25 protein-coding genes and 1 tRNA gene are annotated in these 20,679 nt (G+C 70.5%); 8 read left to right on the plus strand and 18 right to left on the minus strand.

What is annotated here, in order from left to right:
* Positions 1 to 33: 33 nt before the first annotated feature.
* From ACIRJR_RS17895 to ggt, 5 genes are all read right to left on the minus strand, one after another.
* On the minus strand, positions 34 to 1,401 hold the full coding sequence (locus ACIRJR_RS17895) for a hypothetical protein (RefSeq protein ID WP_403781067.1): 1,368 nt from the start codon (positions 1,399 to 1,401) through the stop codon (positions 34 to 36).
* A gap of 135 nt (positions 1,402 to 1,536) precedes the next feature.
* A complete protein-coding gene (locus ACIRJR_RS17900) occupies positions 1,537 to 1,917 on the minus strand; it encodes a PPOX class F420-dependent oxidoreductase (protein ID WP_403781070.1) in 381 nt (126 codons plus the stop codon).
* A gap of 20 nt (positions 1,918 to 1,937) precedes the next feature.
* A complete protein-coding gene (locus ACIRJR_RS17905) occupies positions 1,938 to 2,237 on the minus strand; it encodes a helix-turn-helix domain-containing protein (protein WP_403781073.1) in 300 nt (99 codons plus the stop codon).
* A 167-nt stretch (positions 2,238 to 2,404) separates the two neighbouring features.
* A complete protein-coding gene (locus ACIRJR_RS17910) occupies positions 2,405 to 3,082 on the minus strand; it encodes a glycoside hydrolase family 75 protein (RefSeq protein WP_403781076.1) in 678 nt (225 codons plus the stop codon).
* Between the two features lie 168 nt (positions 3,083 to 3,250).
* Complete coding sequence (ggt, locus tag ACIRJR_RS17915) at positions 3,251 to 5,056, minus strand: gamma-glutamyltransferase (protein ID WP_403781078.1); 1,806 nt, start codon at positions 5,054 to 5,056, stop codon at positions 3,251 to 3,253.
* A 105-nt stretch (positions 5,057 to 5,161) separates the two neighbouring features.
* Between ggt and ACIRJR_RS17920 the strand changes: the two genes are divergently transcribed.
* Together ACIRJR_RS17920 and ACIRJR_RS17925 are read left to right on the plus strand one after the other, a co-directional pair.
* Positions 5,162 to 5,908 carry a hypothetical protein gene (locus ACIRJR_RS17920; RefSeq protein WP_403781081.1) on the plus strand — a complete coding sequence of 249 codons (747 nt, stop codon included), beginning with the start codon at positions 5,162 to 5,164 and terminating at the stop codon, positions 5,906 to 5,908.
* Positions 5,909 to 6,408: 500 nt separating this feature from the next.
* Complete coding sequence (locus ACIRJR_RS17925) at positions 6,409 to 7,644, plus strand: PP2C family protein-serine/threonine phosphatase (protein WP_403781084.1); 1,236 nt, start codon at positions 6,409 to 6,411, stop codon at positions 7,642 to 7,644.
* A gap of 410 nt (positions 7,645 to 8,054) precedes the next feature.
* Here ACIRJR_RS17925 and ACIRJR_RS17930 read toward each other — a convergent pair whose 3' ends face one another.
* From ACIRJR_RS17930 to ACIRJR_RS17950, 5 genes are all read right to left on the minus strand, one after another.
* Positions 8,055 to 8,930 carry an amino acid ABC transporter permease gene (locus ACIRJR_RS17930; RefSeq protein ID WP_403781087.1) on the minus strand — a complete coding sequence of 292 codons (876 nt, stop codon included), beginning with the start codon at positions 8,928 to 8,930 and terminating at the stop codon, positions 8,055 to 8,057.
* Entirely contained in the window at positions 8,927 to 9,571 is a 645-nt protein-coding gene (locus ACIRJR_RS17935) for an amino acid ABC transporter permease (protein ID WP_403781090.1), read from the minus strand. Before ACIRJR_RS17935 ends, ACIRJR_RS17930 begins: the two co-directional genes overlap by 4 nt.
* 16 nt (positions 9,572 to 9,587) lie before the next feature.
* The gene (locus ACIRJR_RS17940; RefSeq protein WP_403781093.1) at positions 9,588 to 10,502 is read right to left on the minus strand and encodes a glutamate ABC transporter substrate-binding protein; all 915 of its coding nucleotides are present in this window, start codon (positions 10,500 to 10,502) and stop codon (positions 9,588 to 9,590) included.
* An 11-nt stretch (positions 10,503 to 10,513) separates the two neighbouring features.
* Positions 10,514 to 11,257, minus strand: a complete 744-nt coding sequence (locus ACIRJR_RS17945) for an amino acid ABC transporter ATP-binding protein (RefSeq protein ID WP_103514416.1) — start codon at positions 11,255 to 11,257, stop codon at positions 10,514 to 10,516.
* Between the two features lie 103 nt (positions 11,258 to 11,360).
* Positions 11,361 to 11,822 (minus strand): DUF6278 family protein, encoded by a 462-nt coding sequence (locus tag ACIRJR_RS17950; protein WP_403781097.1) that lies wholly within the window; start codon positions 11,820 to 11,822, stop codon positions 11,361 to 11,363.
* Between the two features lie 107 nt (positions 11,823 to 11,929).
* Between ACIRJR_RS17950 and ACIRJR_RS17955 the strand changes: the two genes are divergently transcribed.
* Complete coding sequence (locus ACIRJR_RS17955; protein ID WP_403781100.1) at positions 11,930 to 12,709, plus strand: SDR family NAD(P)-dependent oxidoreductase; 780 nt, start codon at positions 11,930 to 11,932, stop codon at positions 12,707 to 12,709.
* Positions 12,710 to 12,832: 123 nt separating this feature from the next.
* On the opposite strand, the gene ACIRJR_RS17960 is transcribed toward ACIRJR_RS17955, so the two are convergent.
* The 6 genes from ACIRJR_RS17960 to ACIRJR_RS17985 all read right to left on the minus strand — a co-directional run bounded on the left by ACIRJR_RS17960 (position 12,833) and on the right by ACIRJR_RS17985 (position 16,850).
* Positions 12,833 to 12,940: transfer RNA gene (locus tag ACIRJR_RS17960), tRNA-Cys, on the minus strand.
* The gene (locus ACIRJR_RS17965; RefSeq protein ID WP_403781103.1) at positions 12,918 to 13,655 is read right to left on the minus strand and encodes a Clp protease N-terminal domain-containing protein; all 738 of its coding nucleotides are present in this window, start codon (positions 13,653 to 13,655) and stop codon (positions 12,918 to 12,920) included. Before ACIRJR_RS17965 ends, ACIRJR_RS17960 begins: the two co-directional genes overlap by 23 nt.
* A gap of 69 nt (positions 13,656 to 13,724) precedes the next feature.
* Positions 13,725 to 14,504 carry an exodeoxyribonuclease III gene (locus ACIRJR_RS17970; RefSeq protein WP_403781106.1) on the minus strand — a complete coding sequence of 260 codons (780 nt, stop codon included), beginning with the start codon at positions 14,502 to 14,504 and terminating at the stop codon, positions 13,725 to 13,727.
* A gap of 34 nt (positions 14,505 to 14,538) precedes the next feature.
* Positions 14,539 to 15,186, minus strand: coding sequence for an MBL fold metallo-hydrolase (locus tag ACIRJR_RS17975; protein WP_403781109.1), 648 nt, complete (start codon positions 15,184 to 15,186; stop codon positions 14,539 to 14,541).
* Between the two features lie 12 nt (positions 15,187 to 15,198).
* The gene (locus tag ACIRJR_RS17980; protein ID WP_403781112.1) at positions 15,199 to 16,500 is read right to left on the minus strand and encodes an alpha/beta fold hydrolase; all 1,302 of its coding nucleotides are present in this window, start codon (positions 16,498 to 16,500) and stop codon (positions 15,199 to 15,201) included.
* Entirely contained in the window at positions 16,479 to 16,850 is a 372-nt protein-coding gene (locus ACIRJR_RS17985) for a hypothetical protein (RefSeq protein ID WP_403781115.1), read from the minus strand. Before ACIRJR_RS17985 ends, ACIRJR_RS17980 begins: the two co-directional genes overlap by 22 nt.
* A gap of 825 nt (positions 16,851 to 17,675) precedes the next feature.
* On the opposite strand from ACIRJR_RS17985, the gene ACIRJR_RS17990 reads away from it, so the two are divergent.
* Positions 17,676 to 18,230 carry a hypothetical protein gene (locus ACIRJR_RS17990; protein WP_403781118.1) on the plus strand — a complete coding sequence of 185 codons (555 nt, stop codon included), beginning with the start codon at positions 17,676 to 17,678 and terminating at the stop codon, positions 18,228 to 18,230.
* On the plus strand, positions 18,221 to 18,757 hold the full coding sequence (locus tag ACIRJR_RS17995) for a hypothetical protein (protein WP_403781121.1): 537 nt from the start codon (positions 18,221 to 18,223) through the stop codon (positions 18,755 to 18,757). Before ACIRJR_RS17990 ends, ACIRJR_RS17995 begins: the two co-directional genes overlap by 10 nt.
* Positions 18,758 to 18,821: 64 nt before the next feature.
* Here ACIRJR_RS17995 and ACIRJR_RS18000 read toward each other — a convergent pair whose 3' ends face one another.
* The gene (locus tag ACIRJR_RS18000; RefSeq protein WP_403781124.1) at positions 18,822 to 19,109 is read right to left on the minus strand and encodes a hypothetical protein; all 288 of its coding nucleotides are present in this window, start codon (positions 19,107 to 19,109) and stop codon (positions 18,822 to 18,824) included.
* 48 nt (positions 19,110 to 19,157) lie between these two features.
* Between ACIRJR_RS18000 and ACIRJR_RS18005 the strand changes: the two genes are divergently transcribed.
* The 3 genes from ACIRJR_RS18005 to ACIRJR_RS18015 are packed head-to-tail and all read left to right on the plus strand — an operon-like array spanning position 19,158 to position 20,124.
* Positions 19,158 to 19,355 carry a hypothetical protein gene (locus ACIRJR_RS18005; RefSeq protein WP_403781127.1) on the plus strand — a complete coding sequence of 66 codons (198 nt, stop codon included), beginning with the start codon at positions 19,158 to 19,160 and terminating at the stop codon, positions 19,353 to 19,355.
* Positions 19,356 to 19,399: 44 nt separating this feature from the next.
* Positions 19,400 to 19,693 (plus strand): hypothetical protein, encoded by a 294-nt coding sequence (locus tag ACIRJR_RS18010; protein WP_403781130.1) that lies wholly within the window; start codon positions 19,400 to 19,402, stop codon positions 19,691 to 19,693.
* Complete coding sequence (locus ACIRJR_RS18015; protein WP_403781132.1) at positions 19,690 to 20,124, plus strand: hypothetical protein; 435 nt, start codon at positions 19,690 to 19,692, stop codon at positions 20,122 to 20,124. The genes ACIRJR_RS18010 and ACIRJR_RS18015 overlap by 4 nt, the downstream gene beginning before the upstream one ends.
* On the opposite strand, the gene ACIRJR_RS18020 is transcribed toward ACIRJR_RS18015, so the two are convergent.
* Positions 20,121 to 20,633: a hypothetical protein gene (locus tag ACIRJR_RS18020; protein ID WP_403781135.1), complete on the minus strand. Its 513-nt coding sequence runs from the start codon at positions 20,631 to 20,633 to the stop codon at positions 20,121 to 20,123. The two genes, ACIRJR_RS18015 and ACIRJR_RS18020, sit on opposite strands and share 4 nt — an antisense overlap.
* Positions 20,634 to 20,679: the final 46 nt, after the last annotated feature.

Below are 20,679 nucleotides of genomic sequence, written 5' to 3' on the forward strand. Positions count from 1 at the left end.
GCGGCCTCAGGAGGACCACGACACGCGGCGCCCCTACGGTGCCGCGATGCCGGCCACCCTGAGGGCGTGGACCAGGTCCCATTCCCGTGCCGTGGACACCTCGCGTGCGGCGGCAAGCAGTTGGGGCACCAGGTGGCGCGGCCCGCCCTCGGCGACACGGGCAGCGTCCTGCGGCGTCCGTACGCGGACGAAGGCCCCCAGCAGTTCCCGGGCCTCCGGCCCGAGTCCGGCGCGGTCGAGCGCGACGACGGCATCGGCGATCTCCTCGGCGGGCCGGGCGACCCCCTGCCGGAGCAGCTGCCCGCAGTCCTCGTCGCGGCCTGCTGCGGCCAACGCCCCGGCTGCGGCCGCAAGTTCGGCGGGCGGCAGGGAGGAGACCTCCCACAGGAGGGTCGCCCAGTCGGCACCCAGACCGGCGTGGTGCAGAGCCACGGCGAGGACCGGCAGGTGCTCCGCCGGCCGGCCGGCAGCGTCGCACAGCGCGGCGTGCGCCTCACCGGTGCGGCCCTCCGCGCGAAGCCGGACGAGCAGCGCGACGGTGGCCTCCGCGGCCCTGCGTACGGCGGGGTCGGGCTCCGCGGCCCGCGGGAACCGCGGAGCCGCCCCGTCGGCACGGACGGCACCGAAGCGCGCCCCGCGCGGCACGGCGGCGGCCGCCGAGGGCGCGGGGAGCGCGGGCCCGTCCGAAGGGACCGGGTCCGCTTGTGTCTCGTCCTCGACGTCCAGGCCCGCGAAGCGCGCTCCGCCTGTCTTCCTGCGCCTCTTCACCGCAACCGGCTCCGCCTGCGGGCCGGGGCGCGTCCGGTGGGCCCCGGTCTCCTCCGGGCGGCGGGGACCGGGGGCGGACGGCTCGCCGTGGGGGTCCGGAGCGTCAGCGTGTCCCTCTTCCCGGAACCAGCTGTCCGGCACCGCCCTCTCGACCGCGGCCAGCCGGTGACGGAGCTCCACGCAGCGGGCCGTGGCACGGACGTGGTCGTCCCGCGCCCAGGCCAGCGCTTCCGTCTCCCCGTCCGCCGCACCTGTGCCGTCGGCACCGGCCGCCCGCATCCGCCGGGCCGCGTACGACTGTTCCTGGAGCATCACGCCCAACCGGTCGACGAGGGCCTGCCGCCCACCCGGTCGCCTGTCGTGCGCGGCGGCGGAGGCGGCGCACAGCGCGGCGGCCTGTACGGACTCCTGCGCGGCGAACGCGGTGCCGCGCGCCGCGGCGAGGTCCTGGAGCAGCGACTCGACGACGTCCCAGGGAGGCACCTCGGCACCGTCGAAGCAGGCACGCATGCCTTCGGGGTCGCGCGCCCGGAAGACTCCGTACCAGCCCCGCCCGGGATCGAGCATGGCCGCCAGGCCTCGTAGGTACTGTGCGAACGCCCTTACTTCCGCCGCATACTGATGCACTGTCACTTTCGCCCTCACCGGTCGCCCGGGACTGGACCGTTCCAGTCCGCGGGCATTCGACCGCAGGCGTGTTACAGATGGACCACAGGGGCTTTTCCGGCGTGGTGCGGCCGGAGCGCGGGCGGTGCGGGCACGCCCCGGTCAGAGAGTGACGGCGATCCCCGTGTGGGGCCGCTTGCCGAGCCGCGCGACCATGGCGGGCCAATCGACCAGCCAGAACTTCCACGTGTACTTGCGGGCGAGCACCTTGCGCACAGCGGCGGTCCCGTCAGCGTCGAGCAGCCGGGCCGTGCCCTCGGCGCTCGGCGCGCCGTCCGCGATCCGGCCGCGCATGTCGCAGACCGTGACCAGGACCCGGCTGTCGTTGCGCAGCCTCTTCACCTTCCACGAGTCCGAACGGGTCCAGACGTAGAGCACACCGCTGTCCGCCGCGGCCCAGACGGGCGTGGCGACGGGCGTGCCGTCCTTCCGGTACGTGGTCAGACTGACGTACTCACTGCGGGCGAAATCCTGGAGAGTCACGGGCGTGACCCTACTCGGCCCTATGCCGTGAGCGGCAGCTCCCCCGGTTCCGGCAGGGATCCGGGCACCGGCCCGGCCACCGGTACACACCGCGTGAGCAGTTCGTCCATCGACAGGCCCAGGGCGGCCGCCAGCGCCGCCACGGTGAAGAAGGCGGGGGTGGGGGCCCGGCCCGTCTCGATCTTGCGGAGCGTCTCGGCGGAGATGCCCGCGCTCGCGGCGACCGCGACCATGCTGCGTCCGCCCCGCGCCTCACGCAGCAGCTCGCCGAGGCGCTCACCGCGGAGCCGCTCTTCGGGGGTCAGTGGATTCCGTACCATGCCGTCATTCTAATACCGGCTGGGCCGGTATAGTAATTGGCCGGATGCGACGGTGGGCGGACATGTCCGTCGAGGCGGTGAACGAGGCCGGCCGGGGTGCCGCCCGGGTGCGCGTCGAGCCGGCGGGACCCGGCGGCCACGGACGCTTTCCCGGCCCGCCCTCCGCGTCAGCTCCCCGCGACGAGCTTCCGGGCGAGCGACTCGCCCTCCGCGACGGCGGCCGCGTGGTCCTCGACGGGCGACACCTTGGAATTCCGGAAAAGGATGTACGTGACCCCTGACGCCGTCCCCCCGGTCCTCGGGTCGGGGTCGATCCCCAGCTCCCGCGCGGTCGCGTACGACGCCTCCCCGATGATCCCGGTGGGGCCGGTGTCCCCGACGACCGCCCAGGTGACCTTGCCCTGGTAGACCACCGCCGCCAGGGCGCCTCCCTCGATGCCGGACGCGGAGTACTTCCACAGCGGCCCGGGGCCTGGCACGACGACGTACGGCAGCCTGCTGGAGTCCAGCGGCTTGCCGGCCGATGTCTGGAACGCGGTCTGGGCCTGGAAGGACGGGTCCGTCCTCGTGTTGCAGACGGCGGTGGTCCGCCCGTCGCAGTCGATGTCCATGTCCGCCTTCCAGAACACGGTCTCCTTCGTCCCGCACACGGGGATGTTCGCCGGGGTCCCCTGGTCCGTCCGGTACATCCCGTGGGAGATCCGGTCGCAGCCCTTCACCTCCGCCAGGAGTTCGGCGGCACCGACCGTGCCCCCGTCCGGGGTTCCGGCGGGTGGTTCGGCCGACGCGGGAAGGGCCGAGGCGGCGAGGACGACGGCACCCGGGAGCGCCACGAGGACCGGCATGCGCTTACGCACCGTGGAAGACGCCCTTTCACTGGACACGGAGGCCCCTGACGGGCCTTCCCTTGCCGACGCGGCCCGGACGAGGGCCCGGCCGCCGCACGGCTCCGGGGCCGGCACGACGCGCGGGAGCGTCGAACCGGACCCGGAGCACCCGCGAGCGGCGAACCGTCACGGACGTCCGCTCGGATGCACCACCATGGCCGAGCCCCCACCGCGCCGCACCTTTTCCGCTGCCGCGAGCCAGCGCCCGCCGGGCAGCCGCTGGATGCCCGTGGCGGCCCCGATCTCCGGGTTGGCCTTGAACACGTGGCCGAGCGCCTCGAGCTCCCCGCGCACCGGGCTGTCCCACAGGCCCGGCTCGATCTCCGTGGTGGCCGAGTTGCGCTGGCTGGCGCGTGGCGCCGCGATCGCCTCGACGAGCGGCAGACCCCGGTCCAGATGCCCGGTCAGCGACTGCAGGACGGTGGTGATGATGGTGGCGCCGCCCGGCGATCCGAGGGCCAGGACGGGCTTGCCCCGCTCCAGCACGATGGTCGGCGAGATCGACGACCGCGGGCGCTTGGCCGGGCCGGGAAGATTCGGGTCGTGCACCGCCGGATTCGCCGGGGCGAAGGAGAAGTCGGTCAGCTCGTTGTTGAGCAGGAATCCCCGCCCGGGCACGGTGATGGCGCTGCCGCCCGTCGACTCGATCGTCAGGGTGTAGGCGACGACGTTGCCCCACTTGTCGGCCGTCGTCAGATGCGTCGTGTTCTCGCCCTCGTACGTCGTCGGGGCGGCCGTGCCCCCGGTGGCGCAGCGGGCGGGATCCCGCGGGTCGCCGGGCGCGAGCGGGCTGGTGAGGACCGCGTCGTCCTTGATGAGGCACTCGCGCGAGTCGGCGAAGCGCTGGCTGAGCAGTTCACGCGTCGGCACGTCCTCGAACGCCGGATCGCCGACCCAGCGCCCCCGGTCCGCGAACGCGATCCTGCTCGCCTCGATGAGACGGTGCAGATACCGCGTCCTGCTCACCTTCGAAAGGTCCGTCGACTCCAGGATGTTGAGGGCCTCCCCCACACTCGTGCCCCCGGACGAGGACGGCGCGATGCCGTACACGTCCAGGCCCCGGTAGCCGACTCTCGTCGGGTCCTGGCGTAGCGCGCGGTACGCCTTCAGGTCGGCGGCGCTCAGATCCCCCGGGCGCACCACTCGGGTGGCCGCCGGGTCCACGGGCGGCTTCCTCACCGTCGACACGATGTCCCGGGCGAGGTCGCCCCGGTACAGCTCGCCGACTCCCTCACGGCCGAGCGTCCTGTACGTACGTGCGAGGTCGGGGTTCTTGAACACCGAGCCGGTCACCGGCAACCGGCCGCCGGGCAGGAAGAGTTCGGAGCTGGCGGGGAAGTCGGCGAACCGGTCCTGGTTCGCCGCGGTCTGGGACCGGAAGGTCTCGTCCACGACGAACCCGTCGCGGGCCAGCCGCTCGGCCGGTTCGAGCAGCCGCCCGAGCGGCTTGCTGCCCCAGGCGTCGAGCGCCTTCTCCCAGGTGGCCGGCGTGCCGGGGGTGCCGACCCCCAGTCCGCTGGTGACGGCGTCGTTGAAGGGGATCGGCCGCCCGTCCTCGAGGAAGAGCGAGGAGTCGGCGCTGCGCGGGGCTGTCTCGCGCCCGTCGAGGGTCTCGACACGGCCGGTCCTGGCGTCGTAGTGGACGAAGTACCCACCGCCCCCGATGCCCGCCGAGTAGGGCTCGGTGACTCCCAGCGCGGCAGCGGTGGCGACGGCGGCGTCGACGGCGTTGCCGCCCTTGCGGAGCACCTCGATCCCTGCGGCCGAGGCGTCCGCGTCGACGCTCGACACCGCTCCCCCGTACCCCACCGCCACAGGCGACTTGGGCGGTGGCACGTGGGGCGACGAGGCCGCGGGGGCTGCGGCACCGAGCGAGCCGATGACGGCGATCGCGCTTAGGAACGACACATTCCGGCCGACGGAACGACGCATCCGTACCTCCTGTGAGGGATCGTCCGCGCAGGGTAGCCCCGCATCGGCCGGATCGTCAGGACCGCCTCGGCCAGGTGTCCGAACGGACCGCTACTATGCCCGCTCATGAATGACGACGTACGCAACATCGCGCTCGGTCTCATAGCTGCCGGAATCAGTGCCGCTCTCGGCTGGCTCGCCCGTACGTATCTCTGGCGGCGCAAGCTCCGCCGCAAGCAGGCCTTCTTCGGACTGCCGGGGAATTCCGAGTGCCTGCTCGTCGTCAACCGCGACGCCGGCGGCGACGGCGCGGTCCACCGCCACGACGTCTTCGCCCTGCTCGAACTCTCGGCCCTCATCAAGGGCTGTTCGGCGCACGCGCAGATCGTGTCCCACGACACCGCCCAGCAGGGGTTCGGCGAGCGTACGGAGTTCTGTGTCGGAGGGCCCGGGTCCAACCGGCGCATGGCCGCGCACCTGCAGCAGTTGCTGCCGGGCGTGAGGATCAACACGGGCCCCGAGCCCGGGCCCGACCGTGCGGCCTTCCAGGTGGGTACGGAACGCTACCGCCTGGAGGCGGGCGCCGCCGAGCACGTGCTCCTCGCGCGGCTGACGGGCGGTCAGGACGCGCGCCCCGTCTTCCTGTTCTGCGGGCAGCGCGCCATCACCAACCAGGCCGCCTCGCGCTACCTGATGCGCAACCACGAGAAGCTTCAGCGCAAACACCGCAACAGCTCCTTCGTCCTGCTCCTCAAGGTGGTCAACTCCCAGGCGTACGGCCCCGATGTGGTCGAGCTGATCGGCGACGTCACACGAGCCGCCCAGGCCCCGCTGCCGACGGCGGCTCCCGTCTCCCACCGGGCCGCGGGCTGACATCCGGGACGGCACGACGGCCGCCTCCGGAGCCGGAGGCGCGCCACGTGAGGGAGGCGTCGGCGCCCGGCAGCAGGGCGAAGGCCCGCGAGTCGTCCGCCGGGGCGGTGCCGCAGGAGCAGCCGGGGCTGAGACAGCGCCGGGTGGTGGCGGTGCTCGTGCCGGTGTCGACGTCGTCGACGAGGATCACGAGGGATCCGCCCCGGCCCCCGCCGGACCTCGGCCGGCCGGCCCGTCGGCGCGCGTCCACCCCGGACGGCGGCACGCCCCGCTGGAAGAACAGCTCCGGGAGGCCGGCACCGCATCCGGAGCCGGGGGGTGGTCCTGGCGGGCTGCTCCCGGCCCTCGTCGCCCTCCCGCGGCCCCGCTCGCGTCGCGCTCCGGCACCGGCCGGCCAGGGTGAATCCCCGGGCTCCGGGGAGGTCGATCCCGCGCCCGGCGGCCCGGCTCCTCCTAAAGTGGAACCGCACAGTACAGACCGGCACCGAGGCGGACGGACCATGAGGGAACCGCAGATCGACTACGCGGCGGTCTTCCACGCCCTCCCGGGCATGGTGGCGCTCCTCACCCCCGAGCTGGTGTACGCCGACGCCAACGAGGACTTCCTCCGGCTGGCCGGACGCACCCGCGAGCAGTTGCTGGGCCAGTACATCTTCGACGTCTTCCCCGAGAACCCCAACGATCCGGCCGCGGCCGGCATGCGGGAGACCCGGGAGTCGATGCTGCGTGTGGTGGCCGACGGGGAGCGCGACACCATGGCCCTGGTGCGCTACGACATCGAGGATCGCGAGCGGCCCGGCCGGTGGGTGGAGCACTACTGGAGCCCGGTCAACGCACCCGTGCTCGACGCGGACGGAAACGTCCTGCTGGTCGTGCACCGTGTCGAGGAGGTCACCGAGCTCATCCAGGCGCGCGCCCGCGGCGGGCCGGACAACGACGACCGAGCGCGTGTACTGGAAGCCGAGCTCTACACGCGCGCCCAGGAGCTTCAGCAGATCAACGAACGGCTGCGGCGGGCTCACGCGCGTGATCGCGAGGTCGCCCTCGCCCTGCAGGAGGCGATGCTTCCCGCCCCCACCCCGGTCGGCCACCACCGGGCGGCAGTCCGCTATCAGCCCGCCGTCGGGACGCTGAACGTGTGCGGTGACTGGTACGACCTGGTCGACCTGCCCGGTGACCGCATCGCGGTCGCTGTGGGCGACGTCGTCGGCCACGGCCTGAAGGCGGCCTGCGTCATGGGACAGTTGCGCAGCGCGCTGAGCGCGGCCGCCCGGGTCGCCGAAGGCCCGGCTCGTGCGCTGGAGGCTCTTGGGCTCTACGCCCGCCACGTCGACGGTGCGGAGTCCACCACTGCGGTGAAGACCTTCATCGACTGGGCCGCCCACACCGTCGTGTACAGCAGCGCGGGCCACCCTCCCCCCGCCCTGCTTGCCCCCGACGGCACCGTGACCTTCCTCGATCAGGCGACCGATCCGCCACTGGGCGCCCGCCCCGAGCACGTCCGCCGTCCGGAGGCCACGGTGTCCTTCGTCGAGGGCGCCACGCTCGTGCTGTACACCGACGGCCTGATCGAGCGCCGTCACGAGGACATCGACGTCGGCCTGGCCCGTCTCTCCGATGCCCTCGTCCTCCACGGCCGGTCGGCCCCGGAGGTACTGGCCGACGCACTCCTGGCTGACCTCCTGCCTCCCACAGGCAGCACCGACGACACGGCGCTGGTCATCATCCGTCTCTGAGCCTCCCCCTGTCAGGGCGGCCCGGCCGCGCCCCGCGGGGCACCCGCCGCCGACGCCGGCTCCTCGGCGTCCTTCACCGCCGGTTACCCGCACACGGGGCCAGGGCGGCCCCTCGTCCGACGGGCGACGAGGGGCCGCCCTGGCCCCGGCAGTCTGTTCCGCGACGCCCCCTCATCTCTGCACGGACCGGCGCCGGGAGGGTGTCCCGCGGGCATGGAGCCGCTCTCCACGCCCACGGGTTCCGGGCCTGTCACCATCCGCCCCGGTGCGCCTTCGCCGGTCCTCGTCAGGGCCGCGGCCCGGCCGGCACACAGCTGACCTTCTCCTGGCACCGGACCCGGCATGGCCGCGTCCCGCTTGCGCGGTGCGAGGAGTGATCACCGGCTGCTGCCGGGCGGACGCCACGGCGGCTACCCCAGGCGGCCCGGCAGCACGGTCCCCGGTTCGGCCGCGCCGACCCCCGTCCCCTCCGTCTTCGGATTGCGCCGCTGCCGTCTGGCCACCCAGGTGGCGAACCAGGAGAGCAACATGCACATGCCGATGTAGATGGGTGAGATCACCATGACCACCGGGATGAACGGCAGGTCGTAGTCGAGGTTCGACGCGATCAGCTTGCCCGCGTGGAGGAACTCCTCGTAGGTGATCAGATAGCCGAGGGAGGTGTCCTTCAGCGCCACCACCAGCTGGCTGATGATGGTGGGCAGCATCGCCCGGACGGCCTGCGGGGCCAGGACGTGGGTGGTGACCTGCGTCTTGCGCATGCCCAGCGCGTAGGCCGCCTCCCGCTGCCCCCGCTCCACTGAGTTGATCCCGGTGCGGAAGACCTCCGCGAGCACCGAGCCGTTGTAGAGGGTCAGTCCGGCCACCAGCGCCGGCAGTGGCTGGACCTTGAGCGCGACGAAGATGAAGAAGATCATCACCAGCACGGGCATCGCCCGGAAGAACTCGACCAGCAGCGTCGCGATCCACCGCACCGGCTTGTGGTCGGACAGCCGCCCGACGGCGAGTACCGCCCCGAGGGCCAGGGAGAGGACCGCCGCGAAGGCGAATGCCTTGAGCGTGTTGCCGAGCCCGCGCAGCAGCAGTTCCTGGATGCCCTTGTAGGTGAAGGGAGTCCACTTCTCGCTGGTGAACTGGTCCGTGTCGAAGAGCAGATAGAGGATCCAGCCGAACAGCGCGAGGATCACGACGGTCGAGACGATCCCGTAGAGGAAGTGGCGCTTACGGGTCACGGGCCCCGGGATGTCGTAGAGCGCGGTGGCGGAGGCGGTCGTGGTGCGGTTCATCGGGCGACTCCCCAGCGCTTCTCCATGATGTTGAAGAGCGCGCTGATGGCGAGGGTGATGATCAGATATCCGACGGCGATCCAGACGAAGGACCAGATGATGCTGTAGCCGAGTTCGTTGAGCGTCTTGTACGTCCCGAGGAGCTCGGTGACGCTGAAGGCCCCGGCGATCGCGGAGTTCTTGGCGAGGGCGATGAGTGTCGATCCCACCGGCGGGATCACCGACCGGAAGGCCTGGGGCAGCACCACGTTGCCCAGGGTCTGGCTGAACGACATCCCGAGACTGCGGGCGGCTTCGCCCTGCCCCGTGGGCACGGTGTTGATGCCGGAACGCAACGCCTCGCAGATGAAGGCCGAGGTGTAGCAGCCGAGGGCGAGGACCGCGAAGACCTGGAAGGGCAGGACCAGGCCGAACCGCGGCAGGCCGAGGAGCACGGCGAAGAACAGCAGCGTCAGCGGGGTGTTGCGGAGGACCGCGACCCAGACCGTGCCGATCACGCGGAGCGAGCCGACGGGCGCGACCCGGAAGGAAGCCATGACGAAGCCGAGCACCAGCGCCAGGATCGAGGCGTAGACGGTGAGTTCCAGGGTGCCGAGGAAGCCCTTGCCGTAGAGCGAGAAGTTCTCTGTCAGTACGTCCATGGTGGTGGCCGGCCCCTCAGTTCGCCGGGTAGCGGTCGATGGGCGGGGGTTTCGGCGCGGGCACTCCGGAGAGTCCGAGGGTCGCCTCGAACGCCTTCTTCCAGTTGCCGTTCTTCTCGTTGGCCTCCAGCGCGTCGTCGAGCGCGAAGCGCAGCGCGTTGTCGCCGCGCGGGACGCCGATGCCGTACGGCTCCTCGGAGAAGGGCTTGCCGACCACCTTCATCTCGTCGGGCGCCTTGGCGGCGAACCCGAGCAGGATGGCGTCGTCGGTCGTGACGGCGTCGACCTGGAAGGTCAGCAGGTTGTCGACACAGATCGAGTACGTGTCGTAGGCGACGAGGTCGGCCTCGGGGTAGTCGGCGGCGATGCGCTGGTAGGGGGTGGAACCGGCGGCCGAGCAGACGGTCTTGCCCGCCAGGTCCTGCGGGCCGTTGATGTCGTCCTCGTCCGTGCGCACCAGCAGCCCCTGACCGGCCATGTAGTACGGCCCGGCGAAGCCGACGAGCTTCTTGCGCATGTCGTTGATCGTGTAGGTGCCGACGTAGTAGTCGATCTGTCCGTTCTGGAGCGCCGTCTCGCGGTTGGCGGAGGCGATGGTCCGGAACTGGATCGTGTCCGGCTCGAAGCCGAGCGAGGCGGACATCATGCGGGCGATCTCGATGTCGAAGCCGGAGTAGACGCCCGTCGCGGGGTCCTTCTCGCCGAGGTAGGGCTGGTCCTCCTTGGCGCCGACGACGAGGTGACCGCGCCGCTCGGCCTTCCTCCAGGTCTTCGATTCCGGCAGCCGGAAGCCGGTGTCGACCGTGTACCGGGGCAGCGCCTCCGCCTTCGGTCCCTTGACCGGCGGACTGCCCTCCCTGCCGCAGCCCGCGGCGAGGGCGGCGATCAGGAGACAGGCCAGCACGGCCGCGGTGTTCTTCGTACGCAACACGGTGCCCCCCGTCAGTGCTTGAGGATCTTGGACAGGAAGTCCTTGGCGCGATCGCTCTCCGGGGCCGTGAAGAAGTCCTCCGGGGTGCGGTCCTCCACGATGCGTCCGTCCGACATGAAGACCACACGGTTCGCGGCGGATCTGGCGAAGCCCATCTCGTGCGTGACGACCACCATGGTCATGCCCTCGCGGGCGAGTTGCTGCATGACTTCGAGAACCTCGTTGATCATCTCCGGGTCGAGCGCGGAGGTGGGCTCGTCGAAGAGGAGCGCCTTCGGGTCCATGGCGAGCGCGCGGGCGATGGCGACGCGCTGCTGCTGGCCGCCGGAGAGCTGGGCGGGGAGCTTGTCCGCCTGCGAGGCGAGTCCGACCCGTTCGAGCAGTTCCCGGGAGCGCTGGTCGGCCTCGTCCTTCTTGCGCCCGCGGACCTTGAGCTGAGCGAGCGAGACGTTCGCCAGCACGGTCTTGTGGGCGAACAGGTTGAACGACTGGAACACCATGCCTACTTCGGCCCGGAGCTCCGCGAGTCCCTTCCCCTCCTCGGGGAGCGGCTTCCCGTCGATGGCGATGTGGCCGGACTCGATCGTCTCGAGTCTGTTGATGGTCCGGCAGAGCGTTGATTTGCCCGATCCGGAGGGGCCGATGACCACCACCACCTCCCCGCGGCCGACGGTGAGATTGATGTCCTGCAGTACGTGCAACGTCCCGAAGTACTTGTTCACGTCCCGCAGTTCGATCAACGGATCGACGGCCATACGCTGCCCTACCCACTTATCGCTTTGTGTCGAGGTCAGCGCAAACTATCCGGGGTGGAGAGGGCGGCCGGGGGCGACACGCACCGGCGGCTCATAAGGCTGTTTATCGCGTTTTGGCCGCAGGGCCGCTCTCCGCCGACTCCGCGTACATCTCCGAGAGCTCGGGACTGCCCGACATCGCCCAGTCCAGGCCGGCGGCGACCACATCGATCTCACGCCCGGACGCCAGGCGCACCACCGGCTTCCCACCCGCCAGGATGTCCCAGCCGGCCCCGTCGACGGTGCGTACCAGCACGGTGCCGAGGTAGAGGCCGGCGTCGTTGCCCACCCAGGGCAGCTCCTCCGGGTCGTCCCGCCAGATGGGCGGCAGCTGGTCGAGCGCGGTCAACGAGGCAGGAGAGTCGTCGAGTTCGAGGCCGCACTGCCCCGCCCGGGCGCGCAGCAACTCACATTCCGCGAACAACTCGGCCACGCCGTCCGGATCGGTCGCGACAGCGGCCGCGAGAGCCGTCTCCCGTGTACCGCCCATGCGCTTACGCCAGTTGTCCAGGAAGGAGATGTTCATACCACCAGGATCCCACCCCGGACGCGTTCCGCACCGCAGGGCGCGCGACTGTACCGATTCCGGGACCCGTGCCGTACATGATCAGGCCATCTGTCTAGGGTACGGGGATGACCTCGCAGAACTATCTCTCCGAACTCTTCTCGCTGGAGGGCCGGGTCGCCGTGGTGACGGGCGGCAGCTCCGGCATCGGCCGGAGCATCACCGGGGCGCTCGCACACGCCGGCGCGAAGGTGGTGGTCGTGGCGCGCAGGGAGGCGGAGCTGGTGCGGACCGTGGGCGAACTGACCGCCGACGGCTGCCGGGCGGCCTGGGTGAGCGCCGATCTCGGTACCGGCGAGGGTGTGCGCGCGGCCGGCGAGGAGGCGGCGGCGGCGTTCGGCGAGCCCGACATCCTCGTCAACTGCGCGGGGGTCAACCTTCGGCCGCACATGAGCGAACTGGACGAGGACGTCTGGGACACCACGATGACGGTGAACCTCAAGGCTCCCCATCTGCTGGGCCGCAGGTTCGGGCCGGGGATGGCCGAGCGCGGCTTCGGACGGATCATCCACATCACCTCCCAGCAGGCACACCGGGCCTTCGTGCAGAGCGGTGCGTACGGCGTCTCCAAGGGGGCGTTGGAGTCACTGGCCCGCTCGCAGGCCGAGGCCTGGTCGCCGTACGGCGTCACCTGCAACACCCTGGTGCCCGGTTTCGTGATGACGCCGCTCAACGAACGCCTGTCGTCCGACCCTGAGCGGGTGGCGGCACTGGCCGCCCGCACGATGGTCGGACGCAACGGGCTGGCCGAGGACTTCGCCGGCGCCGCGGTGTTCCTGGCGAGCAGGGCCTCGGCCTACGTCACGGGGCAGTCGCTGTTCGTGGACGGCGGGTTCTCGGTGCACTGAGGCGCCCCGGAGACGCGGGTGCCGCCCCGGCGAGGGGCGGCATCCGCGGGTTCATGAGCGCCCGAGATCCAAGTCGGCCACGGAGACAAGATGCTGGGCCGCTGCACCACGGTCCGGCCGGAGCCGGACCGCCAGGATTCGAACCTGGGTCCTCTTTTTTGCAGAAAGAAGTATCCGTCGCCTGCGCACCGGGCGCTCATCGGTCACCCTAGCTTCCGGCCACCGGGTCCGACTCCTCGATTTCGCGGGCGACCGCCGACGAAGCCGCCTGCTTGTCGATGCCCAGCCCCGTGAGCAGGCCCGCGCCGCCTTCGAACTCCAGCAGGGCCAGCAGCACGTGCCCGGTCCCGACGAAGTCGTGGCCGAGACGCAGCGCCTCCCGGAACGTGAGTTCCAGGGCCTTGCGGGCCCCGGCGTCGTACGGGATGAGCTCGGGGACCTCGTCGGCCGCGGCCGGGAGGGCGAGCGCCGCCGCCTCCCGCACCGCCTCCAGCGCGACTCCCTGTCCGGTGATCACCCGGGCACCGAGGGACGCCGGGTCGGCCAGGAGGCCCAGGACCAGGTGCTCGACTCCCACCTCGTCATTGCGGGCGGCGTGCGCCTCGTTGCTCGCGCCCATGACGACGTTCCTGGCCCCCGTGTCGAACTGACCGAAGCCCTGACTCGGGTCCAGGTCCGAGGGCTCGCCGGGCTTCTTGGGTACGAACCGCTTCTGGGCGGCCTGCCGGGTGACCCCCATGCTGCGGCCGATGTCGGTCCAGGACGCGCCGGAGCGGCGCGCCTGGTCCACGAAGTGCCCGATGAGGTGGTCGGCGATCTCACCGAGGTGATCTGCGGCGACCACGGCCCCGGAGAGCTGTTCCAGGGTGTCGGTGTGGGTCTCCTTGATCGCGTCGATGAGATCGTCGAGGCGGATCGGCGGTTGGGGACGCAACGGCTTCGTCATGCGTCAACTTTAGGTTGACAGCTGGAGGGCGTCAACCGGAAGTTGACACCGAAGCTGTCGCGCCCTTCCTCAGACGTCGAGGTCGACGACCACCGGGGCGTGGTCCGAGGCACCCTTGCCCTTGCGCTCCTCGCGGTCGACGTAGCTGTCCTTCACCGCTGCCGCGAAGGGGGCGTTGCCGTAGACGAGGTCGATGCGCATGCCCTTGTTCTTCGGGAAGCTGAGCTGGCGGTAGTCCCAGTAGGTGTACGGGTGGTCGTACTTGAGGGGGCGCGGCACCACGTCGGAGAGCCCTCCCTCTCGCAGCGCGGCGAGCGCCGCCCGCTCCTCGGGGGTCACGTGCGTGGCACCCTCGAAGACCGTCCGGTCCCAGACGTCCTCGTCGGTCGGCGCGATGTTGAAGTCGCCGAGGACCGCGAAGGGGAGGGCCCCCGCCGCGTCCACGGCGACGGCCTTCCGCAGGGCCTCCAGCCAGCGCAGCTTGTAGGCGTAGTGGTCGTGGGCGACCTCGCGGCCGTTGGGGACGTAGACGGACCAGACGCGCGCGCCGCCGCAGGTCGCCGACACCGCCCTCGGCTCCTGCACCCCCTCGTACTCCGGGCCGTCCGGCAGGCCCGTCACGACGTCGGAGAGACCGACGCGGGAGAGCAGCGCGACCCCGTTCCACCGGCCCGTGGCGTTGACCGCGGACTCGTAGCCCGCCTCACGCAGCGCATCGGCGGGGAACTGCTCCAGGGTGCACTTGGTCTCCTGGAGACACAGCACGTCGGTGCCGCTGCTCTCCAGCCAGGCCAGCAGCCTCGGCAGCCGGGCGGTGATCGAATTGACGTTCCAGGTGGCGATGCGCATGCAGTCAACCTAACCGCTCCCACTGACAGCGCGGTCAGAGACGGGTCGCGTCGCCCGGTGCCAGCCGGCCGTGGTCCGTTCCGCCCAGGGCGCCGATCTGCGTGTCGTAGATCGGACGTGCGAGGTCGGTGAGCAGGGCGTCGTGGATGTCGATCGCGCGGCGCGGCTTCACCTCACGGACGTAGTCGATGACCTCCGAGATCTTGCTCCAGGGGGCCATCACGGGCAGCATCAGCGTGTCCACGGGATGGTCGGGCACCGTGAGCGCGTCGCCCGGGTGGAAGACGGAGCCGTCCACCAGGAAACCGATGTTGGTGATCCGCGGGATGTCCGGGTGGATCACCGCGTGCAGTTCGCCGTGCACCTGGACGTCGAACCCGGCGGCGGTGAAGGTGTCGCCGTGGCCGACCGTGTGCACGCGCCCCGGGAACGCGGCGGACAGCTGGCCGGCCACGCTCCGCAGAGTCCACACCTGCGCGGCCGGGTTGGCCTCCAGCCCGGCGCGCAGCCGTGCCTCGTCGAAGTGGTCGGGGTGCTCGTGCGTCACCAGGATCGCGTCGGCGCCGACCGCGGCGTCGTCCTCGGTGAATCCGCCGGGGTCGATGACGAGCGACTGCCCGTTCCGCTCCAGACGGACACAGGAGTGGGCGTTCTTCGTGAGAGTAAGAGTCGAAGCGTTCATGCCACCATCCTGCTACGCGGGCGGGGTGGTTTCCTCCTGGATCACGGACTGGGCGATCTCGAACGCCGCGCCGGCCGCCGGGACACCGCAGTAGACGGCCGTCTGCAGCAGCACCTCCTTGATCTCGACCGGCGTGAGGCCGTTGCGCAGGGCCGCCCTCACGTGCTGGGCGAGGCTGCCGAGGTGCCCGGACGCGACCACCGCGGTGAGGGCGACGCAACTGCGTGATCTGCGGTCGAGTCCCTCCCGGCTCCAGATCTCACCCCAGGCGTAGCGGGTGAGGAGCTCCTGGAAGTCGCCGGTGAAGCCGTCGGACGCGACCGCCGCCGCGTCCACGTGGGCGTCGCCCAGCACTTCGCGCCGGACCTTCATCCCGCGCTCGTACCGGTCGCCGCGTCCCGTGGGGGAGGCGTCGGGCAGGTCGGCCGCGGGCGCGATCTCGGCGATGGGGACCACCGGGGCGAACGGGGCGGCGAAGCCCGGGGACGGCGGTACGGGTGTCGACCCCAGGGTGTCCTGCCAGGCGGTCGAGAAGTGCATGAGGATGAGGTCGGTGACGGCGGCCGGCTGCTCGACCGGGGCCAGGTGGGAGGCGCCCGGTACGAGGGCGAGCCGGGCGTCCGGAATGCCCGCGACCAGGGTCCGGGCCTCGGCGGGGCCGGTGACCTTGTCCTCGGCACCGACCAGGACGAGGGTCGGCACACCGATGCGCGGGAGCTCCGTACGGATGTCGAAGGCCGCCAGGGCCTCGCAGGAGGCGATGTAGCAGCCGGGGTCGGTGGTGCGGACCATCTGGACGGCCCACTCGACGATGGCCGGCTGCGCGGCGGCGAAGCCGGGAGTGAACCAGCGCTCCGGAGAGGTGCGGGCGATCGGCTCCAGACCGTTGGTGCGGACGATCACCCCGCGCTGGCGGAATTCGTCGGCGGTGCCGAAGCGCGGCGACGCGGCGACGAGCGCCAGGGCTGCCACCCGGTGCGGATGGCGCAGCGCCAGCTCGGCACCGACGGCGCCGCCGATGGAGCAGCCCGCGTACCCGAAGCGCTGGACACCGACGCCGTCCAGAGTGGCCAGGAGGCGGTCGGCGAGGTCCGCGACCGCGGCGGCGGGGTGGGCGGGGGCTCCGCCGTGCCCCGGCAGGTCGTAGCGGAAGATCCGCCAGTGCCGGGACAGCTCGGGTATCTGGCGGTCCCACATGTGCCATGAAACACCGAGGGAGGGCCCCAGGACGAGGACCGGGGCGTCTTCCGGCCCGTCAAAGCGGTATTGCAGGGTTTCAAGGTTCTTCTCGCTCACCCGCTCACGCTCCCACATCTCACATTCGCTCCGTGAGCGGGGGCCGGGGCGCTCGCCGGTTCTCCCCACGTATCCGCGACCCGCCGTAGATCCTCCACATCCGGCTTCACGTACCGGCGCTTGGTCGTGCGGACGTCGCCGTGCCCGGCCCAGCGGTCAAGCAGACGGTCCGGTACGCCATTGTTCGCCAGGTACGTGAGGCCGCTCGCGCGAGCGTCGTACAAACGGACCCGGCGCAGCGAGTTCTCGGCCGTGACCGTGTACGCCCGCTCGCGCACCTGCCGCCCGTTGAGCGCCCTGCCGAGACCGTCCACGAGGACGTACCCCTGGCCCTCGTACCGCTCCCCTGCCGCGAGCTTCTCGGCCATCTGCATGGCCTTGAACTCGGCGAGAGCCCCCTTCGCCAGATAGGGCAGCGGAAGTTGCCGCTGTCCGGCAAGCGCCTTCGTATCGCGAGGACATCCTCCTGGGCGTGTCCGGCGGTCCGCTCCCGACTACGTCCCACCCCCCGCAGCGCACCCGGCAACTTCGTTCCGGCCTCATGCCCCGTAGCTGACGACAGTCACCGTTCGTGCCGCGACGAGCCAGGGCCGTGCCGGTCCCTACACGCCGCACCCACGAGTACGGACCCACAACCCACCACACGTGACGGCGAACTGACGCGACATCACTGCCGCAGCCGCTGAACAAGCCGCGCGAAGCCCGTTGCCGCCGGCCTCCAACGCACCACCCACGCCCCCAGTCGCCACCCTCGCCCCCCTTCGGCCTGGTATTCGCAAACCGGACATCACGTCGGCACAACAAAGCCCTGACCTGGTCCGCGCCGTCGTACGGGCAAGGTTCTGAGCCATCACGCGAAGCCCCCGGCACCGGACCCCGTGCGCCCGGCGGAGGGCCGAATCGTGTCCCAGCTGCCGAAGACGGCGATGTCTGTCGCGCCGTCCCGGCACACGCCCCCGCCATCCCGTCACTCCAGAGGCCTCGGGCGCGTGGCTCAGCCGCCCCGTCGCCCTGGGCGAAGGGACCTTTTGTCTCCGCATAGGCTCTTGTTATTGATATCCAGCAGAATGCTGAATTAGATGCCAAATGCTCATTTCTTCTCGAGGGCGGCGGAAAATAACCCCTCAACATGCACGCTCAATGCGATACTCTCTGCACGCCAAGATCACATGGTGCTTACATTTAGGAGAGAAATGAAGTTTTCCACAGGGCTTGCCGGCATCTCTGCCGCCCTCCTCGTCGCAACCCTGGCGGCGCCCACCGCGTCGGCGGCCGACGGAACCGCCTCGACGGGCGGCGCGCCGGTCGCGACCGTGACTATTCAGGGGATAACGGTCGACAAGCAGGCGAGTGATACGACGAAGAGCATCGTTGCGGCCGATGCGGAGGTTGCCGCAGCCGCCGCCAATGCCTGCGGAACGGGATACACCATTTCCGTCAGCGCGGCCCGGTACGGAACATATGGCACCACGTACACCTGGACGAACGGGAAGACCACGGGGAGCAGCTACTACGACAAGCCGATCTGCGCCGTCTTCTTCAATGACACCGGAGTCGCGCATCCGATGCGGCTCAAGCTGGCCGACAATTACACGTCCACCGCGGACGTCGAGGACTCGGGAACTTTCAGCAGCTACGCCGGGCCCCTCTATCAGAACCGCGGATACTGCGGGCAGGCTTACTCCTACATGAAGGTCGGCACCACGGTCGTCGTTGACAACTATCTGACCGTCGGCGCATGCAACTGAGGGAATTCCGGCGGGATCTGCTGCGCTCCGCGGTCTGGGGCGCAGCAGCGCTCGTTGCCGTGCTGGCCACGGGGTGTTCTAGGGCCGAGCCCTCTTCTGCACCGCCGCCTACCGTGAGCTCGTCGCTGCCCGCCCCCGTCGGGTCGAGCAGTGCACCGAGCGTTCCGCCCGCGGAGGTGAGTCCGGAGGAAGGGCCGGATGAGAGCCCGGAGCCGTCGCCGGTTGTCAGTCGTACGGGGAAGACGAAGATCGTCACGCTGGGAGACGTCGAGGTTCGGGTCACCCGCAGCGAACTCGGATTCAGCGTCGCCTGTAATATCACCAATAGTCGGGGTTCGAAACTCAATTTCAAGGTCGCCATCAGTTTGGGTGATGGCGAGGAATGGGTGAGGTCCACGAACTTCGACTTTCCGAACGTGGCACCCGGTCAGACGGGAAGAAGCACCACCACCGTCATGGGTAACTTCCCCGATGGTAAGAATCCGGACGATCCGAAGATTTATATCGACTCAGTCACCGAGTACTGAGCTTCCGCCGGCCCGAAGACCGCCCCGTCGCGGCGCTACGCCACTGACGGCGCAGGCATCCGCCTCAAGCGGATGAGAATTCCTGGCCGGGTCGTTGTGGATCCACCCGGAACTTCTGGGTGGATTCCGTGAGTGCAGCAGCCTCGCTGAGGTCGGCGCGCAGGATCAGAGATGAGAAATCCTTGACGGTGCGCATAAGACAGCGAAGAAGTGTGGTGGTGATAGCGACGGCGATGCTCGGCTCCTTACTGTCCGCCTCCGCGAAGGCCCGGGGGCCGCAGATCACCGACGATGCCGTTCTGGCCGGAAAGAGCCTGCCGGACGCCATGTGAAAACCCCGCAAGATGGGCATGGAGGACCGTGCCGAGCTGCTCGGCGGCGCGTACACCGCGTCCAAGACATGGCCCTCGCCACCTCCGGTGACGGCACGGGATTCCACGTGCTGGCCGGCTGGGAGCAGAACGGGTACGTGTGCAGCACCGTCACCACTCTGCGTGAGGACGGGTTCGACGCCGACACGTGGATCGGCAGCACGTGCGTGACGGGTCTGGGGCGCGTACGCGGCTGTCGCGTAGGGGAGGACCACCGCGCGAGGTGACTGCATATGGTCCGGCCGGATATCGCACTGCTCGGAGGAGACACATGCCGAAGCACAGACACCGAATACGCCGAAGGAGCAGAGCCGTCATCGGCCTGGCCGTGTGCGCCACGGGGATGGGGCTGGTCCAGGCGCCGGCGTCCGCCGCCGAGCCCGTGCCCACGCGCGCTGCCGAGGGCTGGTCCGCGGCCGGTGACACCGTGGTGACGGGCCTCCGCCCGTCGGTGGTGCCCGCCAGCAGCCGGAGTGCTGTGCTGGGCGACGGATACCAGGACTCGGCGGACCGGATCTGGACGTCGTCGGGCGACGGTCGGATATACGGGATCCTGACCCGGTGACACAGGAACCCACTACGCGCACCCGGTCCCGTGGGACCGGGTGCGCGGCCCTGGCCATATCCGCGGTGATCCTCGGCTTCGTCGCCGTCTGCGTCGCCACCACCGTGGCCGTCACCGGCTTCTTCGAAAGGCCGGACCCACCGCCCGAGGAACTGCTCGGCAAGAAGTCCGGCCTTGCCGAGTACCGGTTGAAGAGGGCGGCAGAGGACGGGACCCTCACCGACGCCGAGCTCGCGTACGCGGCCGGCGGGCGGTGGAGTGCCGTGCGTGAACGCTCCACCATCCGTGTCGTCGTCGGCTACAGCCCGGAAGCGGTCTGCTACCGATACGAGATTCCCTCCCCTCTGAACGACACAACGGCCGTGCACCGCAGTCGGCTCGACGCGTGCCCCGCCCTGCCGGAGGAACCGGCGGAAGGCCCCGGGGACTAACGGTAGATGTCGATGACCACGCGGTTCGGGGCGGTCAGGGTGAAGACGTCGTAGTGGGAGACCGGGCCGTCGAGCGTGATGCCGAAGAACGGCTGAGAGTGCAGTTCGTAGAGGTACTGGACGGCCTTGACCGTGGGCAGGGCGAACGGCTTCACGATCGGGTTGGTGTCCGTGTAGTCGCCGGTGCGGGCCGGGTGGAGGTCTGCGAACAGGTACGAACTGCCGGTGGTGGCCAGGTTCGCCGTCTCGCCGCTCGGCAGTCCGTAGCCCGGGCTCGTGCTCTGGTTGACGGTGACCTCCGGCAGGGTGCCTGTGCCCAGATCGAAGACGACGCGGTCGTAGCCGTCGTGGGTGGCCGCGCGCACCCCGTCGACGCATATGTTGTCGCAGACCTCGGCCGAGGTCCGCGCGGGCGTCGCCGAGGCCACGGGAGCGGCGCCGAGCGTGGCGAGGAGGGCGGTTGCCGCCGGGGCGACGAAGCGGACGAGAACGCGTGGTGCGACGCGCATGATTCCTCATTCTGTCGAGAGGGGAGATTCGGCCGGGTCACCAGCA

The organism is Streptomyces sp. NPDC102402, assembly GCF_044765765.1.
Lineage (GTDB): Bacteria > Actinomycetota > Actinomycetes > Streptomycetales > Streptomycetaceae > Streptomyces.

Excerpts from the sequence above, each read along its gene's own strand:
- ACIRJR_RS17995 (WP_403781121.1), top strand. The coding sequence starts at position 18,221 with ATGCAACTGAGGGAATTCCGGCGGGATCTGCTGCGCTCCGCGGTCTGG.
- ACIRJR_RS18010 (WP_403781130.1), top strand. The coding sequence starts at position 19,400 with ATGCCGAAGCACAGACACCGAATACGCCGAAGGAGCAGAGCCGTCATC.
- ggt (WP_403781078.1), bottom strand. The coding sequence starts at position 5,056 with ATGCGTCGTTCCGTCGGCCGGAATGTGTCGTTCCTAAGCGCGATCGCC.
- ACIRJR_RS18020 (WP_403781135.1), bottom strand. The coding sequence starts at position 20,633 with ATGCGCGTCGCACCACGCGTTCTCGTCCGCTTCGTCGCCCCGGCGGCA.
- ACIRJR_RS17980 (WP_403781112.1), bottom strand. The coding sequence starts at position 16,500 with ATGTGGGAGCGTGAGCGGGTGAGCGAGAAGAACCTTGAAACCCTGCAA.
- ACIRJR_RS17945 (WP_103514416.1), bottom strand. The coding sequence starts at position 11,257 with ATGGCCGTCGATCCGTTGATCGAACTGCGGGACGTGAACAAGTACTTC.
- ACIRJR_RS17965 (WP_403781103.1), bottom strand. The coding sequence starts at position 13,655 with ATGACGAAGCCGTTGCGTCCCCAACCGCCGATCCGCCTCGACGATCTC.
- ACIRJR_RS17985 (WP_403781115.1), bottom strand. The coding sequence starts at position 16,850 with ATGGCCGAGAAGCTCGCGGCAGGGGAGCGGTACGAGGGCCAGGGGTAC.
- ACIRJR_RS18000 (WP_403781124.1), bottom strand. The coding sequence starts at position 19,109 with ATGCCCATCTTGCGGGGTTTTCACATGGCGTCCGGCAGGCTCTTTCCG.
- ACIRJR_RS18005 (WP_403781127.1), top strand. The coding sequence starts at position 19,158 with ATGGCCCTCGCCACCTCCGGTGACGGCACGGGATTCCACGTGCTGGCC.
- ACIRJR_RS17970 (WP_403781106.1), bottom strand. The coding sequence starts at position 14,504 with ATGCGCATCGCCACCTGGAACGTCAATTCGATCACCGCCCGGCTGCCG.
- ACIRJR_RS17935 (WP_403781090.1), bottom strand. The coding sequence starts at position 9,571 with ATGGACGTACTGACAGAGAACTTCTCGCTCTACGGCAAGGGCTTCCTC.
- ACIRJR_RS17955 (WP_403781100.1), top strand. The coding sequence starts at position 11,930 with ATGACCTCGCAGAACTATCTCTCCGAACTCTTCTCGCTGGAGGGCCGG.
- ACIRJR_RS17990 (WP_403781118.1), top strand. The coding sequence starts at position 17,676 with ATGAAGTTTTCCACAGGGCTTGCCGGCATCTCTGCCGCCCTCCTCGTC.
- ACIRJR_RS17975 (WP_403781109.1), bottom strand. The coding sequence starts at position 15,186 with ATGAACGCTTCGACTCTTACTCTCACGAAGAACGCCCACTCCTGTGTC.
- ACIRJR_RS17925 (WP_403781084.1), top strand. The coding sequence starts at position 6,409 with ATGAGGGAACCGCAGATCGACTACGCGGCGGTCTTCCACGCCCTCCCG.
- ACIRJR_RS17930 (WP_403781087.1), bottom strand. The coding sequence starts at position 8,930 with ATGAACCGCACCACGACCGCCTCCGCCACCGCGCTCTACGACATCCCG.
- ACIRJR_RS17905 (WP_403781073.1), bottom strand. The coding sequence starts at position 2,237 with ATGGTACGGAATCCACTGACCCCCGAAGAGCGGCTCCGCGGTGAGCGC.
- ACIRJR_RS17920 (WP_403781081.1), top strand. The coding sequence starts at position 5,162 with ATGAATGACGACGTACGCAACATCGCGCTCGGTCTCATAGCTGCCGGA.
- ACIRJR_RS17950 (WP_403781097.1), bottom strand. The coding sequence starts at position 11,822 with ATGAACATCTCCTTCCTGGACAACTGGCGTAAGCGCATGGGCGGTACA.
- ACIRJR_RS17910 (WP_403781076.1), bottom strand. The coding sequence starts at position 3,082 with ATGCCGGTCCTCGTGGCGCTCCCGGGTGCCGTCGTCCTCGCCGCCTCG.